At 69.6% G+C, this 18,378-nt stretch carries 15 protein-coding genes; 6 read left to right on the top strand and 9 right to left on the bottom strand.

Going from position 1 to position 18,378, the window contains the following annotated elements:
• Positions 1–309: 309 nt before the first annotated feature.
• Positions 310–3,675 carry an NACHT domain-containing protein gene (locus CLM62_RS44445; RefSeq protein WP_257004448.1) on the top strand — a complete coding sequence of 1,122 codons (3,366 nt, stop codon included), beginning with the start codon at positions 310–312 and terminating at the stop codon, positions 3,673–3,675.
• A gap of 195 nt (positions 3,676–3,870) precedes the next feature.
• Here the strand turns inward: CLM62_RS44445 and CLM62_RS44440 are convergent, their stop codons facing one another.
• Positions 3,871–4,329, bottom strand: coding sequence for a PPOX class F420-dependent oxidoreductase (locus CLM62_RS44440; RefSeq protein WP_095755588.1), 459 nt, complete (start codon positions 4,327–4,329; stop codon positions 3,871–3,873).
• A gap of 178 nt (positions 4,330–4,507) precedes the next feature.
• On the opposite strand from CLM62_RS44440, the gene CLM62_RS44435 reads away from it, so the two are divergent.
• On the top strand, positions 4,508–5,236 hold the full coding sequence (locus CLM62_RS44435; protein ID WP_095755587.1) for a transcriptional regulator: 729 nt from the start codon (positions 4,508–4,510) through the stop codon (positions 5,234–5,236).
• Positions 5,237–5,250: 14 nt separating this feature from the next.
• Here CLM62_RS44435 and CLM62_RS44430 read toward each other — a convergent pair whose 3' ends face one another.
• Positions 5,251–6,276 (bottom strand): ATP-dependent 6-phosphofructokinase, encoded by a 1,026-nt coding sequence (locus CLM62_RS44430; RefSeq protein ID WP_095755586.1) that lies wholly within the window; start codon positions 6,274–6,276, stop codon positions 5,251–5,253.
• A gap of 211 nt (positions 6,277–6,487) precedes the next feature.
• Between CLM62_RS44430 and pta the strand changes: the two genes are divergently transcribed.
• The 3 genes from pta to pyk all read left to right on the top strand — a co-directional run bounded on the left by pta (position 6,488) and on the right by pyk (position 11,424).
• Complete coding sequence (gene pta / locus CLM62_RS44425; protein ID WP_095755585.1) at positions 6,488–8,656, top strand: phosphate acetyltransferase; 2,169 nt, start codon at positions 6,488–6,490, stop codon at positions 8,654–8,656.
• Positions 8,653–9,870: an acetate kinase gene (locus CLM62_RS44420; RefSeq protein ID WP_095755584.1), complete on the top strand. Its 1,218-nt coding sequence runs from the start codon at positions 8,653–8,655 to the stop codon at positions 9,868–9,870. The genes pta and CLM62_RS44420 overlap by 4 nt, the downstream gene beginning before the upstream one ends.
• Positions 9,871–9,996: 126 nt before the next feature.
• The gene (gene pyk, locus CLM62_RS44415) at positions 9,997–11,424 is read left to right on the top strand and encodes a pyruvate kinase (protein ID WP_095755583.1); all 1,428 of its coding nucleotides are present in this window, start codon (positions 9,997–9,999) and stop codon (positions 11,422–11,424) included.
• Positions 11,425–11,513: 89 nt separating this feature from the next.
• On the opposite strand, the gene CLM62_RS44410 is transcribed toward pyk, so the two are convergent.
• From CLM62_RS44410 to CLM62_RS44380, 6 genes are all read right to left on the bottom strand, one after another.
• Positions 11,514–12,083, bottom strand: coding sequence for a hypothetical protein (locus CLM62_RS44410; protein ID WP_095755582.1), 570 nt, complete (start codon positions 12,081–12,083; stop codon positions 11,514–11,516).
• 15 nt (positions 12,084–12,098) lie between these two features.
• The gene (locus tag CLM62_RS44405; protein ID WP_095755581.1) at positions 12,099–12,521 is read right to left on the bottom strand and encodes a hypothetical protein; all 423 of its coding nucleotides are present in this window, start codon (positions 12,519–12,521) and stop codon (positions 12,099–12,101) included.
• 112 nt (positions 12,522–12,633) lie between these two features.
• Positions 12,634–13,968, bottom strand: a complete 1,335-nt coding sequence (locus tag CLM62_RS44400) for a hypothetical protein (RefSeq protein ID WP_095755580.1) — start codon at positions 13,966–13,968, stop codon at positions 12,634–12,636.
• Positions 13,958–14,593, bottom strand: a complete 636-nt coding sequence (locus CLM62_RS44395; protein ID WP_095755579.1) for a DUF6114 domain-containing protein — start codon at positions 14,591–14,593, stop codon at positions 13,958–13,960. The genes CLM62_RS44400 and CLM62_RS44395 overlap by 11 nt, the downstream gene beginning before the upstream one ends.
• Positions 14,594–14,786: 193 nt before the next feature.
• Positions 14,787–15,431: a DUF6230 family protein gene (locus CLM62_RS44390; protein ID WP_095755578.1), complete on the bottom strand. Its 645-nt coding sequence runs from the start codon at positions 15,429–15,431 to the stop codon at positions 14,787–14,789.
• Between the two features lie 649 nt (positions 15,432–16,080).
• Positions 16,081–17,061, bottom strand: a complete 981-nt coding sequence (locus CLM62_RS44380) for a tetratricopeptide repeat protein (protein ID WP_095755577.1) — start codon at positions 17,059–17,061, stop codon at positions 16,081–16,083.
• A 272-nt stretch (positions 17,062–17,333) separates the two neighbouring features.
• Here CLM62_RS44380 and CLM62_RS44375 point away from each other — a divergent pair, with 272 nt between their 5' ends.
• Positions 17,334–17,972, top strand: coding sequence for a TetR/AcrR family transcriptional regulator (locus tag CLM62_RS44375; RefSeq protein WP_095755576.1), 639 nt, complete (start codon positions 17,334–17,336; stop codon positions 17,970–17,972).
• A gap of 80 nt (positions 17,973–18,052) precedes the next feature.
• Here the strand turns inward: CLM62_RS44375 and CLM62_RS50530 are convergent, their stop codons facing one another.
• Positions 18,053–18,226 (bottom strand): tautomerase family protein, encoded by a 174-nt coding sequence (locus CLM62_RS50530; protein ID WP_179382483.1) that lies wholly within the window; start codon positions 18,224–18,226, stop codon positions 18,053–18,055.
• Positions 18,227–18,378: the final 152 nt, after the last annotated feature.

Genomic DNA, 18,378 nt, shown 5'->3' with positions numbered 1-18,378 from the left:
ACACAACGTCCGCTGTTCCTCGTCGGTTCCGCGGCCGGCGCGGCACCTTTCGCGCCCGGCCGACTGCGCCCCCGGCCGCCGTTGGGTGGGCCGGGCCTCCCCACGTGGTGCGTGTCGCGGGCGGGCGGCCCACGGGCGGCTCTGCTCGGGTGAATCCGGCCGGGCCTGGCGTCCGAAGCCCGCCTGCACGGAAGCACTCCCAAGGTGAACGGTGCGCGTGCTTCCGAGGGTGAGGGTGCGGAGCGGACAGGACGAGGCCTGCCTCGGCGGCTGGGGCGCGGGATCCGTGGGGGGTTCGGTGTCCGCCACTTGCTCCACCGGCGCAGGCTGATGCGGCAGGGCTACGACCGGGCGAGGACCTGGCGGGTCCGCAAGAGTGCCGGGTACGTGTCGCTGCTGGTCCTGACGTTCCTGGGCGCGCTGCTCCTTCTGTTCCTGGCCGTTACGGCCGTCGTCGCGATGGCGCGGGAGAAGGGCTTCGATTCGCCCGTCAAGTGGGTCGACACGCAGTGCGGCAAGAGCGCTTTCGGCTGCGAAGTCCTGAAGTCCCTGTTCATGCCGTTCCTCACCCTCGCCCTGGCCACCATCGCCTACCTCTTCTTCCGGTTCAGCCACGTACGCAGGGCCTATCTGAGGAAGGCACGGCAGGCCCCCCACGAGCTCGTGGAGACCGCCGGCGGCATCTTCGGCAAGGTCGTCGGCCGCGACCAGCTCTGCTCCGTCCTCATGGAGGACCTGCGCGACCGCCGCTTCCGCCGTACGCACGTCGTGGTCGGCGGTGTCGGCACCGGCAAGACCGCCCTGATGGTGCTGCTGACACAGCGGCTCGCGCAGCGCGGCGCGGTGCCCGTGCCGCTGCCGCTGCGCGCCGCCGAAAGCGACCTGGACTTCCACGCGCTGGCCTTCGAACGGTTCTGCCGGGAGGTGCAGGGCCACATCCGGTCCAGCGCCGAGGCGGAGAAGGTGTGGCGGCGGCTGTGCCAGCAGGGGCGGATCGTGGTCCTGGCGGACGGCCTGGAGGAGGCGCTGACCGCGCAGGACCTGGCGGAGGAGCGCGACACCATCATCAGGCTGGCCATCCGCCGGGCCAACGACGAGGGCCTGCCGCTGGTCATCACCTCCCGGCCGCACGACTCGTTGCGGGGCGTGGAGGCCTCCGTCACCGAGTTGGAGCCGCTGAGCGAGGAGGCCGCCCTGGGGTACATCTCCTCCGGCGGCCTCTGGGAGGACCGGCAGCGGCTGGACTGGATCGTCGAGAAGGCCGCCATCGCGGAGGCCCCCACCTATCTCCAGATCGCCGCCGAACTGCACGACCAGGGCCTCCTGGAACGCGCCCTCACCGGGCCCGCCGAGGAGGAGGCCGTCGAGACGCGCGGCGGCGACCGGGCGGCCCTCAGGTTCCATCTGCTCGACACCTGGATCAGCGCCCTCATCAGCGGCCGGTTCCAGCCCCAGTTGCCGCTCGCCCAGGAGGAGCGCCGCGCGACCATCCACTACCTGTCGGCGCTGGCATGCACGGGACTCGCCCTGGACACCTCGGAGGTACGGTTCTGCGACGTCGTCGACGAGCAGGGCCCGGCACGGTCCCGTTACCCGGAGATCGTCCGGGAACTGGCCCGCAGGGTGCAGGACAGCCGGATCGACCTCCGGCTCGCCGCCCACTGGGGCGCACGGATGGGGCTGGTCGAACTCGCCGGGGACCGTGTCCGCTTCCAGCACAGCGTGATCCAGGCCCACCTGGGGGCCCGCTTCCTGAACGCGGTGATCCATCCGGACATCCCAGAGCAACCGAGGGAGGGCTCCTACTTCCCGGCGGCGCTGGAGAAGCCGGGGCGGGAATTGCTGATCGCCATGGTGCTGTACTCCCGTACGCCTGAGGGCGCGTGCGTCCATGAGGAGCCGGGCGCGGCGGGAACGGGAGGCGAGGCGGACTCCGACGGTGAGCCGTGGTGCCCGGTGAGCACCGCGCGGGACCTGCTGGTGAACGCCGCCTGCCGGGCGCACACCGTCACGGGTGCCAACGACGAGGAGAGGCAAGGGGTCATGCCCCTCTTCGGCCGCACGCTGCACAGCAAGGCCCTGCAGCTGTATGCGGCGGCCCTGGACATCGACAGCGTCGACGCCGAGCCGCAGCAGCACCTGATCGCCATGCGGTTGTGCACGTCCTGGCCGGATCTGCGGGCACGCGATCCGCACACCCTGCGGACCGCGAAAGCCCTGCTCGTGGCCCGGTTCGGCGAGGCCATGCGGGGGGTGGCCGGCAGACGGACCCTCAAGCCCGCGTATCTGGAACTGTTCGAGATCGCGCGTCTGGAGCCCTCGTACCCGATCCGGCTGGCCATCGCCCAGGAGGTCGGCGCCGGCGGGGACCTGGCCTTCGCCGCGCTCCAGCCGCGGTTGCGCGGGCCCCAGGTCGTCACGGAGCAGTGGGTGGCGCGCGAGCCTGACTGGAGGGAGAAGCTGTGGGGAGAGCAGCAGCCGGACTCCGTGGGAGAGGAACAGACCAGGCGGCTACGGCGCGGTGAGGGCGACGTGGCCCGCCTGAAGAGGGAGTTGCGGGAACGGGAGCAGCGGCGTCGGGAGGATCACCGGCGGGAGCGCGAGGAACGCGAGGTGGAGGAGCAGGCGTGGCGGGAGAACACCATGTGCGCATGGCTGGTCCCGCTGCTCGTCGGCTCGGTGACCACCCATCGGCACCAGGACACCCCGTACGAGTTCCTCGAGAGCTGGGTGCGACGCGTGGGCGTGTCCCCGGACGCCGCGGACACGCCTGCCCTTGACCTCAGCCTGGAGGTGGCGCTGGCTCAGGGCTTCAAGTACGCGGCGAACCGCCGCCACCGCCACCCGCACGCCCGGCCCGAGGCCCGGGAGCATCTGAGCGAGCTGACCTGGGACATGCTGAAGCGGACCCGGTTCTGGTTCACGCGCCTGACGCTGCTGCACGCGCTGACGCTGTGGGAGCTACCGGACGGGGTGACCGTGACGACTCCCTCCGGCGGACGCGGGTCCGATCCCGCGGAACAGGTCCGTCAGTGGCTCGCCCAGCCGGGCGCCGAGCCGGAGCATCCGTTCGTGACGGCGGCCGCGGAACTGTGTGTCTGGGCCATGGAGACCCGGCGGCCCGAACGGTTCCTGTGGATCGACGAGTCCGGTGTCGCCACCCATGTCGGCTCCCAGACCGGCCAGGGCGAGGTGCGCAAGCACAACCTGTGGATCCCGCCCTCCACGGGCTGGAGCGCCCTGCACCCGCGCGCTCAGCAACTACTCGCCGACGTACTGCTGTTGCTCAACCTCGCCGAACGGGGCGACTGGCCGAAGGACCGTCTCCGGCGGCTCCGGCACACCGCCCGGCCGGATCTGCCGCCCTGTCTCACCCTGGACCGCTCCCCGCTCGACCCGGGCCGCACCGAGGCCCGCACGGCGGCCTCCCAGGCGGGCTCCAACTGCCGCGACGACTGCGCCTTCGAACTGTGCCCCTACCCGCCCCAGGGCCTCGACGGCCACCGCGTGGAATTCAGCGAGGCCTTCTGCCGCGCCCAGTCCACGCTCCTGTCCCGCTCCCGTTCGCCGCTGCGTCCCCAGGCGCCCTGGCAACGCCGTGCCGACCTCACCGACCTCCGCACGTTCTGGGAACACATGGGGCGTCGCGCCCAGCACAACGCCCGGCCGCGATGAGCGGAACGAGCGCGGGCCCGCCAGACCGCGTAGCCCGCGGCCCTTCGACCTTCAAGCCGCCGACGCCTACACCCACGCCAACGCCCCCCACCGAAGCCGCCTCCGCCCGCGAGCAAGCGGAACGGCTGAGCCAACACCCCCGCCCTGCACACGCCCGCACCACGGGCCGGCAACCACCTCCAGCCACCCTTCCGCTCACCCCTCCGGCAAAACCCCCGCCCGAAACGGCTCCACCCCCACCACCCTGCGCACTCGCACCGGCTCGATCAGCAGCATCACCCGCCGCTCCCCGGGCAGCAGCCACGGGTACCGGTCCTCGCCGATGTACTTCCGCGTGAGCCGGTCCATGGAGCGGTCCGCCTCCTCGCCCTCCACGAAGCGGACGACCCGCCCCCGGATCTCCACCCGGTCGTAGGGGTTGTCGGGGGCGTGGTGAGAGAGGGAAACGTTCGGATTGCGCCGCAGGTTCTCCTCCTTCACGCGCCCGATCGCCGTGTTGACCATGACGTACTCACCTTCGAGGTCCGCCCACATGGGCGAGACCTGCGGCATCCCGTCCGGGCCGACCGTCGCGAGGTGCCAGAAGTTCGGCGCCAGCAGCCGCTCGCGAATATGCCCCTCTACCTTGCCATTCACCGAGTACACGAAGATCACGTTCCTTTCCCGCCGCCTTCGGGGCGGCCCCGCGCCATCCTCACCACCCCCGCCGCATCACCGACAGACGATCTTCAGCCACCCCGAACGGACGGCCGGAACCGTACATTCCTACAATGTGTGATCCTGGCCGAACAGACCGTAGTCACCGCACCGTCGCGGCCCTACCTTGTGGCCCGTGCGCCGACCCCCAGCCCAGCCGAATCCGCCCAGCCCGCCGCCGTCTCCCCCGTTCGACGCCCCCGCCGCCCGCAGACTCCGTACCGCCCTGAGCATGGGACCTGAACACGTCGCCTACGGCATGCGGGCCTCGTACGGACTCCCCCACGTCACCCCGGACCTCGTCATCGCCTGGGAACGCGGGACCACCGCCCCGACCGGCTCCGAACTCATCGCCCTCGCGGGCGTGTTGTGGTGCTCCCCAGGTGAACTCATCGGCAGACCCCGGACGTTGCGCGAGCACCGCATCTCGCACGGGCTCGCGCCGGACGACGTCGCCCGTGCCGTCGGTCTCGAACTCCTCGCCTACCTCAGCATGGAGGAGAACGAGGAGTGGCGCGGCACCGACCGCCAGTCGTCCGCGCTGGCGGAGCTGCTCGACCTCTCGCTCCCGGACTTCATCACCGTGACAGGGCGCGACCGGAAGCTGGCCGAGTCCCTGTGCAGTGCCGTGACCACGCGGTGGCAGGCCTACGTCCGTCCCGTCGCGAAGCTGGTACCCCTGGACCGGCGTCTCCTGGAGGTCGCACTCCAGGAGCTGCACCGGCAGTACCAGGGGCAGATGGTCGCCACCCTGAGCTGGGGCGGCGGCAGCAGCGGCGCCGGTGACACCGGTCAGGACTTCCTCGACCGGATCGTCGAGCACTTCTGGACGACGCTCCAGAGCAACACCGGCCAGAACACGTAGAAGGCATGGGAGGCCTAAAAGACCGACTCCGCCTCGTCCATACGATCCTTGGGCACCGTCTTCAACTCGGTCACCGCCTCCGCCAGCGGCACCATCAGCACGTCGGTGCCACGCAGCGCGGTCATCCGGCCGAACTCGCCCCGGTGCGCGGCCTCCACCGCGTGCCAGCCGAAGCGGGTGGCGAGCACCCGGTCGTACGCGGTCGGTACGCCGCCGCGCTGGACGTGGCCGAGGATGACCGGCTTGGCCTCCTTGCCGAGCCGGCGCTCCAGCTCGAACGCCAGCGCCGTACCGATGCCCTGGAAGCGCTCGTGGCCGAACTGGTCGATCTCGCCCTTGCCGTAGTCCATGGTGCCCTCGGCGGGGTGCGCGCCTTCGGCGACGCAGATCACCGCGAACTTCTTGCCGCGTGCGAAGCGCTCCTCGACCATCTTGACCAGGTCGGCGGGGTCGAAGGGGCGCTCGGGCAGGCAGATGCCGTGCGCGCCGGCGGCCATGCCGGACTCCAGGGCGATCCAGCCCGCGTGCCGGCCCATGACCTCGACGACCATCACCCGCTGGTGGGACTCGGCGGTGGTCTTCAGACGGTCCATCGCCTCCGTGGCGACGCCCACCGCCGTGTCGAAGCCGAAGGTGCGGTCGGTGGAGGAGATGTCGTTGTCGATGGTCTTCGGGACGCCGACCACCGGCAGACCCGCGTCGGACAGCATCCGCGCCGCCGTCAGCGTGCCCTCGCCGCCGATCGGGATCAGCGCGTCGATGCCGAAGTCGGTGACGATGTCGGCCGCGTTCTCGCAGGCCTCGCGCAGGCGGTCGCGTTCCAGGCGGGAGGAGCCGAGGATGGTGCCGCCGCGGGCCAGGATGCCGCTGACGGCGTTCAGGTCGAGGCTGCGGTAGCGGCCGTCCAGCAGGCCCGCGTACCCGTCCTCGAAACCGATGACCTCGTCGCCGTAGTTGTCGACCGCGCGGTGCACGACCGACCGGATCACGGCGTTCAGGCCGGGGCAGTCGCCGCCTGCGGTGAGAACTCCGATACGCATCGTGCTGTATCTCCTGCTCGCTGTTGATACCGGTGAGCCAGGTCCGATTCTTTCACGTCCCACAGGCACGTCCCACAAGGCGATGCGGCCTCCGCTCCTGACGGGCGCCTTATCCATCGGCGGAGGTATTGTCAAGAGGGTTCTGGCTCACCTCGGTGGGCGATTTTTATGACGTGCGATTTTTATGACGTTGACGAAGGGGAGAGCACGCGTGACCCGCAGCGTGTACGTGACCGGTATCGACCGCGGCGACGGCCGCCAGGTCGTCGAACTGGGGGTCATGGAGCTCCTGACCCGGCAGGTCGACCGGGTCGGCGTGTTCCGTCCCCTCGTCCACGACGGCCCCGATCGCCTGTTCGAGCTGCTGCGCGCCCGCTACCGGCTGTCCCAGGACCCGGCGACGGTCTACGGCATGGACTACCACGAGGCGTCCGCCCTCCAGGCCGAGCAGGGCGTCGACGAGCTGGTGTCGACGCTGGTCGACCGGTTCCACCGCGTCGCCCGTGCCTACGACGTCGTCCTCGTCCTCGGCACCGACTACGCCGACACCCAGTTCCCCGACGAGCTCTCCCTCAACGCCCGGCTGGCGAACGAGTTCGGCGCGTCCGTGATCCCGGTCGTGGGCGGCCGCAAGCAGACCGCCGAGTCCGTGCTCGCCGAGACCCGCAACGCCTACCGGGCCTACGACGGCCTCGGCTGCGACGTCCTCGCCATGGTCACCAACCGGGTCGCCCGCGCCGACCGGGACGAGATCGCCGAACAGCTCGACGGCCGCCTCCCCGTACCGTGCTACGTCCTCCCGGACGAGCCCGCCCTCTCCGCGCCCACCGTCGCCCAGATCGCGCACACCCTCGGCGCCAAGGTCGTCCTCGGCGACGACTCGGGGCTCGCCCGGGACGCGCTCGACTTCGTCTTCGGCGGGGCGATGCTGCCGAACTTCCTGGGTGCCCTGACCCCGGGCTGTCTGGTCGTCACCCCGGGCGACCGCGCCGACCTGGTCGTCGGCTCGCTGGCCGCGCACAGCGCCGGCACCCCGCCGATAGCCGGGGTACTGCTCACCCTCAACGAGGTGCCCGGCGACGACATCCTCACCCTGGCCGCCCGCCTCGCCCCCGGCACCCCGGTGCTGTCGGTGCCCGACAACAGCTTCCCCACCGCCGCGGAACTCTTCTCCCTGGAAGGGAAGTTGAACGCGGCCACGCCCCGCAAGGCGGAGACCGCCCTCGGCCTCTTCGAGCGGTACATCGACACGAGTGACCTGCTGAAGCGGGTGTCCGCCCCGAGCAGCGACCGCCTCACGCCGATGATGTTCGAGCACAAGCTCCTGGAGCGGGCCCGTTCCGACCGGCGCCGCGTCGTGCTGCCCGAAGGCACCGAGGCACGCGTGCTGCACGCCGCCGAGGTCCTGCTGCGGCGCGGGGTCTGCGACCTCACGCTGCTCGGCCCGGTCGACCAGATCCGCAAGAAGGCCGCCGACCTCGGCATCGACCTCGGCGACTGCCAGCTGATCGACCCGGCCACCAGCGAGCTGCGCGACGCCTTCGCCGAGAAGTACGCCCGGCTGCGGGCCCACAAGGGCGTCACCGTCGAGCTGGCCTACGACGTCGTCTCCGACGTGAACTACTTCGGCACGCTGATGGTCCAGGAGGGCCTGGCCGACGGCATGGTGTCGGGCTCGGTGCACTCCACGGCGGCGACCATCCGCCCCGGCTTCGAGATCATAAGAACAAAGGGGGCCGCGCGAAGCGCGTCGGATAGGGCGGCGGTGGGAGACGGGCGGGCCAAGCCGGACGCGTCCATCGTCTCCTCCGTCTTCTTCATGTGCCTCGCCGACAAGGTCCTCGTCTACGGCGACTGCGCGGTGAACCCCGACCCGAACGCCGAACAGCTCGCCGACATCGCCATCCAGTCGGCCGCCACCGCCGAGCAGTTCGGCGTGGAGCCGCGGATCGCGATGCTGTCGTACTCGACCGGTACGTCCGGCTCGGGCGCCGATGTCGACAAGGTGCGCGAGGCGACGGAGCTGGTACGGGAAAGGCGTCCCGACCTGAAGATCGAGGGGCCGATCCAGTACGACGCGGCCGTGGAGCCGTCGGTCGCGGCGACCAAGCTCCCGGGCTCCGAGGTCGCCGGGCAGGCAACGGTTTTGATCTTCCCTGACCTCAATACGGGTAACAACACGTACAAGGCCGTGCAGCGGTCGGCCGGCGCGATCGCCGTCGGGCCGGTGCTGCAGGGTCTGCGCAAGCCGGTCAACGACCTGTCCCGGGGCGCCCTGGTCCAGGACATCGTCAACACGGTCGCCATCACGGCGATCCAGGCCCAGTCCCCCGTCCCGTCCCCCATCCCGTCCCTCAGCGAGAAGGCAACCGCCCAGTGAGCTCCACGCGTGTCCTCGTCCTCAACTCCGGCTCCTCGTCGGTGAAGTACCAGCTGCTCGACATGCGGGACAGCAGCCGGCTGGCCGTGGGCCTCGTCGAGCGCATCGGCGAGGAGAGCGCCCGGCTCAAGCACACGCCGCTGGACGGCGGGGGCGCGTCCCGTGAGTGGACCGGCCCGATCGCCGACCACGAGGCCGCCCTGAAGGCCGTATCGGAGGAGCTGTCGAAGGACGGGCTCGGCCTGGACTCGCCGGAGCTGGCCGCGATCGGGCACCGGGTGGTGCACGGCGGGAAGCACTTCACCGAGCCGACCGTGATCGACGACGCCGTGCTCACCGAGATCGAGCGGCTGATACCGGTGGCGCCGCTGCACAACCCGGCCAACCTGACCGGCATCCGCACGGCGCGGTCCCTGCGCCCGGACCTCCCGCAGGTCGCCGTCTTCGACACCGCCTTCCACACCACGATGCCGGAATCGGCCGCGCGCTACGCGATCGACGTACGGACCGCCGACGAGCACCGGATCCGGCGCTACGGCTTCCACGGCACCTCGCACGCGTACGTGTCACGGGCGACGGCTCGGCTGCTGGGCAAGGCGCCCGAGGAGGTGAACGTGATCGTGCTGCACCTCGGCAACGGGGCGTCCGCCTCGGCGGTCCGGGGCGGTCGATGTGTCGACACCTCCATGGGGCTGACGCCTTTGGAGGGGCTCGTGATGGGTACGCGATCCGGAGACATGGACCCGGCTGTCATCTTCCATTTGATGCGCGTTGGCGGAATGTCCACGGACGAGATCGACACTCTTCTCAACAAGAAGAGCGGATTGATCGGTCTGTGCGGGGACAACGACATGCGGGAGATCCGCCGCCGGATCGATGCGGGCGGCGAGGACGCGGCACAGGCACAGCTCGCCTTCGACATCTACATTCACCGCCTGAAGAAGTACATCGGCGCCTATTACGCGGTGCTCGGCCGGGTGGACGCGATCGCGTTCACGGCCGGGGTCGGGGAGAACGCGGCGCCGGTGCGGGAGGCTGCCGTCGCGGGCCTGGAGGAGCTGGGCCTGGCGGTGGACGGCGAGCTGAACGCCGTACGCGGCGACGAGGCGCGGCTGATCTCGCCCGCACACGCGCGCGTGGCGGTCGCGGTGGTCCCGACGGACGAAGAACTGGAAATCGCCACACAGACTTATGCACTGGTGGGAAAGAGCTGACCGGAAAGAACAACTGAGCGCGCGACCGCCCATTTGTATCTTCCGAACGTTCCGCAGGTTCCGCACGTTCGGCACCTTCCACCAGGCGGAATATTCCGTAGCGAAACAAACCGATAGGATCGCCCCATGCGCCGTTCGAAAATCGTCTGTACTCTCGGCCCCGCGGTCGACTCCCACGAGATGCTCGTGTCACTGATCGAGGCCGGTATGAACGTGGCCCGCTTCAACTTCAGCCACGGCACGCACGCCGAGCACCAGGGGCGGTACGACCGCGTCCGTGCCGCGTCCAAGGAGACCGGCCGGGCCGTCGGTGTCCTCGCCGACCTGCAGGGCCCGAAGATCCGCCTGGAGACCTTCGCCGAGGGCCCGGTCGAGCTGGAGCGCGGTGACGAGTTCGTCATCACCACCGAGGACGTCCCGGGTGACAAGCAGATCTGCGGGACGACGTACAAGGGCCTGCCCGCGGACGTCGCGCGCGGCGACCAGATCCTGATCAACGACGGCAACGTCGAGCTGAAGGTCCTGGACGTCGAGGGCCCGCGGGTGAAGTCGATCGTCATCGAGGGCGGTGTCGTCTCCGACCACAAGGGCATCAACCTGCCCGGCACGGCCGTGAACGTCCCCGCGCTGTCCGAGAAGGACATCGAGGACCTCCGCTTCGCCCTCCGCATGGGCTGCGACCTGGTCGCGCTGTCCTTCGTCCGGGACGCCAAGGACGTCGCCGACGTCCACCGGATCATGGACGAGGAGGGCCGCCGCGTCCCCGTCATCGCCAAGGTGGAGAAGCCGCAGGCGGTGGAGAACATGGAGGACGTCGTGATGGCGTTCGACGGCGTGATGGTCGCCCGTGGCGACCTGGCCGTCGAGTACCCGCTCGAGAAGGTCCCCATGGTGCAGAAGCGCCTCATCGAGCTGTGCCGCCGCAACGCCAAGCCGGTCATCGTGGCGACCCAGATGATGGAGTCGATGATCACCAACTCCCGCCCGACCCGCGCGGAGGCCTCCGACGTGGCCAACGCGATCCTGGACGGCGCGGACGCGGTCATGCTGTCGGCGGAGTCGAGCGTCGGCGCATACCCGATCGAGACGGTCAAAACAATGTCGAAGATCGTCACGGCGGCCGAGCAGGAGCTGCTCTCCAAGGGCCTCCAGCCCTTGGTTCCCGGCAAGAAGCCCCGCACCCAGGGCGGCTCGGTCGCCCGCGCGGCCTGCGAGATCGCCGACTTCCTCGGCGGCAGGGGCCTGGTCGCCTTCACCCAGTCCGGCGACACGGCCCGCCGCCTGTGCCGCTACCGCGCCTCCCAGCCCATCGTGGCCTTCACCACGGACGAGGGCACCCGCAACCAGATGACGCTCAGCTGGGGCGTGGACCCGTACGTCGTGCCGTTCGTGAACAGCACCGACGAGATGGTCGAACTGGTGGACCAGGAGATGCTCAAGATGACCCAGTTCGACGAGGGCGACATCGTGATCATCACGGCGGGCTCGCCGCCTGGGGTGCCGGGGACTACGAACATGGTTCGGGTGCATCACTTGGGGGAGGGGCGGGGCTGACGGGCTTTGTCCGGATGTCCGCTTGTACGGCGGTGAGGGCGCCCTCTCTCGTGAGGGCGCCCTCGGTGTGTGTCCGAGACTGCTTCGGGCTACGGCAGGCCGGGGGCCACCTGCTCCCACGCCTGGAACTCGCGCCAGCGTGGATGGTCGGCGAGCAGGGGTGCCAAGGAACGCACCGGATTGAGCAGCCGTCGGATCTTCCGGAGCTCGCGTGCCTGCGGCAGGAACTCCAGCTTCTGCGAATGCTCCATCTCATGCCACCGCAGACCGAGCGCGGCGGCTTCCTCCGGACTCATCGGCATGGCGTCCAGGGCCCGCACCAGGACGAACTCCGGATCGAACAGGGGTATGCCCTCACGCGGGCCCAGCGTTTGCAGTAGCCAAGACCTGAGCCACAGGTCCCGAAACAGCCATTCTTCGTCGGGGCCGGTAGCCTGCTCGGCGGCGGCGAGGAGGGCCGACCAGGAATCCCCGATCGCCCGCCACCGCTCGTCGGTCACTCCGTACGGGTCGCCCCTCTGGACGCGGGCAGCGAACTGCTGGGCTGCGGCTAGCCACTGGTTCATGTCCCCGCCGGCTCGCACGACCTCCGGCGCCGACCAGCGCCGAACGTGGCCGTCCAGGTCGAGTCGGCTCAGGTCGTCGAAGAGTCCGCTCAAGTCAGCTCCATGAGCTCAGCAGCCGATGCTGCCCGACTCCACCGGGAAGTCCGGGGGCCAGGGCTTGGAGGCGTCGTAGAGGACCTCCCGGTCGCCCATCTGCGCGTACTCGGCCTCGCGCCAGCTCGGGTTGCCGGCGATGACGAAGCTGTCGCCGTCGGGGTCGAGCATCCAGGTGTAGGCGGCGTCGCCCGGTTCCAGCTTGTGCCGCTCCTGGAGGACGGCGAACTCGTCGGCAGAGGCCCGCCGGATGTGAACACCGTTGCGATAGAAGGGCTTGAGAAGCATGAGCTCCACATGACCGAAGTAAATCTCGATGTGCGTCGTCGTCCGGTCGACGGCGAGCGCCTCGCTGGTGAGGTAGAGCTGCCGGTGGGACGGGTTGAACCCCACGACCCGGAACAGCCGGCCCTCGCGGACGAAATCCGAAGCGGTCACGTCCTCTCCCCTGGTGGCCGTCACCGTACAAGGCTGTGACCCGGCCCCCGCCTCAGCGGAAGAACCGGGCCACAGCCCTGTGTGCGGCTCCCGAACGGGCTTATGGGGGCGCTTACTCGGTGACGTACTGCCGCATCCCGGGTATGCGCAGGGTTCCGCCGAACTGGGCGGCCTGCACGACCTTCACGTTGGTGAAGTAGATCCACGGGAGGTTCAGCGGCGGCGGGTGCTCGGGGTCGAACGTGAGCGGGACGAGGCCGAGCAGGTTGCCGGAGATGCTCTCCGTGTACATCACCGTTTTGCCGCCGGTGATCGTGGACTCCGAACCCTTGGCCGCCTGCACGTGGTAGGTCTTGCCGTGCTCCTTCACGAGCTGGTGCAGGTCGCCGATGTCGGTCCCGTCGGAGATGACGTACTTCAGGACCTTCTTGGTCTTGCCGCTCGCGGTCCTCACCTCGACGATGCCCTGGTAGTCGGCACCCTTCAGCGTCAGCGAACTGGCTTCCAGATACCACGGGTTGTCCGGCACCAGGATCTTGTTGTCGACCCCGCCCTCCGCGTCCGTGGCGGCCGGGCAGTTCTCCGGGTCCGTGGAGGAACTCGGGGACGGGCTGGGCGAGGCGGTGGCCTTCTCCGCCGCGTCCTCGGCCGCCTTCTCCACGGCCTTGGTGGTGTCCTCGGCCGCCTTGGACGCCTTGTCGGTCGTGTCCTTCACGGTGTCGTCCACCGTGCCGGTGACCTTCTCGGTCGTCTCCTTGACGGCGTCGGAGGTGTCCTTGGCCGCGTCGTCAGAGTCGGAGGGGGAAGGAGTCGTCGACGGTGTCGGGCTCGCCTCCGAGGAGGAGTCCTTGCCGCCGGTGAAGATGCCGGTGATCGCGTCGCCGATGTCCTCCAGCAGGTTGCCCCCGCCGGTCTCGGACGGCGAAGGGCTCGGCGTGGCGGCGCCGTCGCCGGAGGTGCCTTCCTTGCCCGGCGAGGTGGAGGGGGACGGTGTGGGCTCGGGCTTGGCGGCGGCGTCGTCCTTGTCGTCGGAACCTGAATCCGACGAAGAGGAGTCGTCCGAGGAGCCCGTGGGGGCCGACGGCTTCGGTTCTGCCGCGTCACCCTTGTCCGAGGTGTCCGACGAGCTGTCGGAGGGCTTGTCCGTCGAGGAAGAGGGCGACGGCGTAGGCGACTTGGAGGGGCCGTCCTCCAGCGCCGCCAGGCAGTCCTTGTACTCGTCCGCCTTCAGGCTGTTCGACGTCGGCTGCTCGTCGGCTATCGCGAGCGTCGGCGTGAACCCCATCCCCATGAGGACCGCCGTCGGCATCGCCGCCATGGCTATCGCCTTGCCGGCCGGCATGTGGAACCTGGTGAACAACGGCTTCTTGGGCGCCGCGTGCCGCGGTCCCGTTCTCGCCCGTGCCGGCACCGCAGGGCTCTCGCCGCGGATCTCGTCAGCCGACACGGTACCCCCCGTTGGAGTCGTCGGCCCAGACGCCTTCGGACGTACGGTCAGTCGGTCCGCCGCCGTAGCCGGGGCTCTGCGGGCGGTATGGCTCTCCCGGCCCACCTGGCACTCCGTGCCCACCTGGTGATCCCGGCTCACCCGCGGCGGCCTCGGGAGCGGGCCCAGCGACACTCTCCCCCGTGGGGCCCTGGTCCGCGCCCTTCTGCCCGGCGTCGGACTCGGGCGCCTGGCCCGGCGCCCAGGAGACGGCGAGCGCGCCGCCGAGCATCGCGAGCAGGAAGCCGACGACGAAGCCGCCGATGTTGGAGACGACCAGGGACACCAGGGCGAGGATGATCGCCGCTACGCCGGCGAAGATGCGCGTGGCCTGCTGGAACCACATCGTCAGGCCCAGCGTGACCAGCAGAACGCCGATGATGAGGGAGCCCGCACCCGCGGTGGTCGCCATGGCGAGCGACATGTTCCCCAACTTGAGGGTGGCATACGGGAAGTAGGCGATCGGCACCCCGCCGAGCAGGGTGAACAGGCCTGCCCAGAACGGCCGGGCGCCCCGCCAGTCACGGAATCGCAGACGCAGCCGGGCGAAGGTCCCGACGCTCTGGACCGGAGTCTCGGCACTCATGGAAAACAGCTCCCTGGGTCCGGGGGAAGTACGTACCGGCTCGGCCGTAGGCGTGGAGAAGCCGGAAGTCTCTGAGTATGTGCATGTGCCCGACGCGGAACGTCAGGTGGGGGTGTACGGGGCGGAGAAGCGGCTGCTTCCCCGCCCCCATGGACAGCTCAACCGCCCGGGGACACCCCTGCGGCATGAGCCGTCAGTAGCACTCCATGTCGGGGTCGGTGCCAAGACGCATCTTCAGGCCGCTGAGCTTGAAGGTGCCGGCCGTGGTCGCCCATGCCGTCTGCCTGACCTTGTAGAGGTCGGCCGATTCCGCCTGCTGGGCGAAGCCGCCGGGCAGCACATTTTCGCCCTCCTTGACGGCAGGACCCTTGTTCTGGTCCTTGACCGCAACACCGATGTCGATGTTCTTGAACTCCGCATCGGCGTCGAGCTGAGCGACGTCGATGTAGAGGTTCGTGGCCTCGACCTTCTTCTGGGCGTTCGGCCCAGCGTCAAGACGAAGGTAGACCGTCTTCCCGATGAGCGGGATCTCCGTCTTGACCGACTGGCACATCTTCGTGAGCTCGGCGGTCTTGAACGACGAGATCGCGACGGGATGCTGCGTCTTCTTACCGCCGTCGGTCGACGTGTAGCCGGTGTCTATACCGCCGTACTGAGCAAAGCCCTCGCCGTGCAGATGATCGACCGTCACCTTGAAATCTTGGCCGGACACGCTGAACGACGCGGCCAGCGCACCCTGCGCGAGGCCGACACCCACACATGCGGCCGCGGCGACGCTGGGCACCATGACCACAGCGAACCGCTTCCATCTGGTCCCGCCACGCACCTGGGACTCCATATTTCCTCCTTCTCGGACGTACATCGCCTGACCTGACTGCCACCGTCTCTCGACGCCTCAGCCGGGCAGGGATGGGAGAAGCGCTACGTCCTCGGGAAGGGGAGCGCCCGCGCTCGGAGGCACGAACCGCGCCCGAATCACCGGCGATCACCCCCGAGCGACAACCACTGGTCGCGCCTGACACGCATCACGCACAACCTTGCTGGACAGGCTTCGCCGAGTGGGCGAAGACCCCCCTGTCCAAGAGCCGGCACCACTGCCGCCGACTCTGCTCGGTGGGGACCCAGGGAATCCCGTAGGCCCAACCGGCTGTCGGGGTACGGGAATGGACCGAGCGTGGCCGATCGTGGTGCATTCTCGCCGCCCGCACAAGGGGGTTCGTTACTCACGGGTAACGGCCGGATAACCGAACAACGACCCACCGGTCTCGGTCGACAACGCTGGGTGTCAGTTGGGGGGAGGACAAAGCTGTTGATCAATGGACAGATTCCGACAGATCAACGCCCTCGACTTACTCCAAGTAACAGCGGCCGCGTTTACCAAGATTTGGTAAAACGCGGCCGCACTGACACTCCGTCGGCAATTCTTTCACTCGGGCATCACAGGCCCCAGTGTTTAGCGACTGGTCAGAACCGGGCTCCCGCCCCGGTCAGAACAGGGCGCGCGCCAGCGCCCTGCGCGCCGCCGTCACGCGCGGATCCTCGGCGCCGACGACCTCGAACAGCTCAAGCAGCCGCAGCCGTACGGCATCCCGGTCCTCACCCGCCGTACGCTGCACGGTCTCGATGAGCCGCCCGAACGCGTCCTCCACATGCCCGCCCACCAAGTCCAGGTCGGCGGCGGCGATCTGCGCCCGCACGTCCTTCGGATTGTCGGCCGCGTCCTTGCGCACCTGCTGCGGGTCCGCGCCCTGCACGCGCTGGAGCAACTCGGCCTGGGCGAGGCCCAGTTTGGCCTCCGTGTTGCCCGGGTCGTCGTTCAGCACGTTCTTGTAGGCCTGAATGGCACCGCCCAAGTCCCCCGCGTCCAGGGCCTGTACGGCGGCTTCCAGGAGGGCGTCGTACGGCCCCGCAGGCGCCGCGGGAGCCGCCGCCTCGGCGCCGCCCGGCTCGGCGTCCGGGTCGACCACCAGACCGGTCAGACCGAAGCGCTGCTCGGCGACCTCCACCAGCTGGTCGAGGGTCTGCCGGATCTGCGCCTCGGCGGCGGCACCCTGGAAGAGCGGCAGGGCCTGTCCGGCCACCACCGCGAACACAGCCGGGATCCCCTGGATCCCGAACTGCTGCATCAGCATCTGATTCGCGTCGACATCGATCTTGGCGAGCAGAAACCGCCCGTTGTACTCGACGGCGAGCCGTTCCAGGACCGGGCTCAGCTGCTTGCAGGGCTGGCACCACTCGGCCCAGAAGTCGATGACGACGGGCACTTCGGCGGACCGCTGCAGGACATCCCGCTCGAACCCGGCTTCATCAACATCAATGACGAGATCGGCCGGAGAGACGGCCCCGCCCGCCCCGCCCTGCCGGGCGGCTTCGGCCCGCGCCTGCTCCGCCTTCGCCTTGGCCTCTTGGGCCGCCTTCACCGCGGCGAGGTCGACGACTCCGCTCATGGACATGTTCCGTGGCTGCATGCGTCTATCCTCCCCCGTGAGCGCGCGTGTGTGAAAAGCGGTGTGAAATCCGGTTGTGCTGCGTGTTGTGCTGGGTTCTACGGATCCGTGTTCCGTTCCGCGTTCCGCCCGGCGCCGGGTCCCCACCCCACGCCGCATGTGCCACCACTCGCGGACGTCCACCACGAGCTTTCGCTACGAGTCGTAGCGTAATGGCACGGAGTGCCTCACGAACACCCCACCCCGGTGATCTCCCTCACTGACACGCGGGAAACCCCGGTTATCGTCTTCGGATGCAGAGCCGCACCCCCGCCGGCCGCACCGGCCGCCCGCGCAGCGCCACCGCGGACACCGCGATCCTGGCCGCGACGCGGGAGGCGCTGGTCGAACTGGGCTGGTCGAAGCTCACCCTGGGAGACGTGGCAACGCGCGCCGGCGTTGCGAAGACGACCCTCTATCGCCGCTGGGCGGGCAAGAACGAGCTGGTGGTCGACGCGGTCGCCGAACTCTTCGACGAACTCCGCCTCCCCGACCGCGGCACGCTGGCCGCCGACATCGAGGGCGTGGTGCTGCAGTTCGCGGCGATCCTGGACCGGCCGGAGGCGAAGAGCGGGCTGATGGCGGTGGTGGCGGAGTCGACGCGGGACGACGCGCTTCGGGAGCGCATTCGGGTGTCGGTCGTGGAACGCCAGAAGAGACTGGTCCTCAAGGGCCGGGCGCGCGCGCAGGCCCGCGGTGAACTGCCGCCGCAGACCGATCCGGAGGAGTCCGGCCGCACGGTGGACCTGATCTTCGACATGGTGGCCGGCGCGGTGGTGCATCGCACATTGGTGAGCGCGGAACCCGTGGACGCGGAATGGGCACACTCCTTCACCCAGGTGCTGCTCCTGGGTCTGACGGGCGCGACGGAGACCGCATCAGAACTGGCGTAGTCAATACGTAGGGTCCGCGGTGTGTGGGCCAGAACCGGCGGTCCTGGCCGCTGAACCGGCGGTCCTGGCCCACACGCGCGTCAGGCCACCGTGCCGGCAACTCCGGTGCGACCGTCCGGGACGCCGACGATCGTCACGATGATCTGCTTACGGATGTCCTCGCCGAGAACGCCGACCAGCGCGTCGGTAATGGCGGCGACCAGACGGGCGGGAGCGTCCGGGATCTCTGGAAGGTGATAGGCGGCCTCGCGCATGCTGAGGGTGACGAGGGGATCCTGGAGCGGCGCGAGGACGAGGCGGACGGCGCCGGCGGATCGTCGGCATTGCGCCCGACCAACAACCGGCGATCACCGCCTGGCTGGCCCCGGGCGCGGCCGCATGGCGCAAGGCCCTGGCTCCCCTGACA

Origin of the sequence: Streptomyces sp. SA15, assembly GCF_002291145.1 — a bacterium.
Lineage (GTDB): Bacteria > Actinomycetota > Actinomycetes > Streptomycetales > Streptomycetaceae > Streptomyces.
This window is presented reverse-complemented; position numbering and strand designations above follow the sequence as displayed.

Excerpts from the sequence above, each read along its gene's own strand:
- CLM62_RS44430 (WP_095755586.1), bottom strand. The coding sequence starts at position 6,276 with ATGCGTATCGGAGTTCTCACCGCAGGCGGCGACTGCCCCGGCCTGAAC.
- pyk (WP_095755583.1), top strand. The coding sequence starts at position 9,997 with ATGCGCCGTTCGAAAATCGTCTGTACTCTCGGCCCCGCGGTCGACTCC.
- CLM62_RS44395 (WP_095755579.1), bottom strand. The coding sequence starts at position 14,593 with ATGAGTGCCGAGACTCCGGTCCAGAGCGTCGGGACCTTCGCCCGGCTG.
- CLM62_RS44390 (WP_095755578.1), bottom strand. The coding sequence starts at position 15,431 with ATGGAGTCCCAGGTGCGTGGCGGGACCAGATGGAAGCGGTTCGCTGTG.
- CLM62_RS44380 (WP_095755577.1), bottom strand. The coding sequence starts at position 17,061 with ATGCAGCCACGGAACATGTCCATGAGCGGAGTCGTCGACCTCGCCGCG.
- CLM62_RS44375 (WP_095755576.1), top strand. The coding sequence starts at position 17,334 with ATGCAGAGCCGCACCCCCGCCGGCCGCACCGGCCGCCCGCGCAGCGCC.
- CLM62_RS50530 (WP_179382483.1), bottom strand. The coding sequence starts at position 18,226 with ATGCGCGAGGCCGCCTATCACCTTCCAGAGATCCCGGACGCTCCCGCC.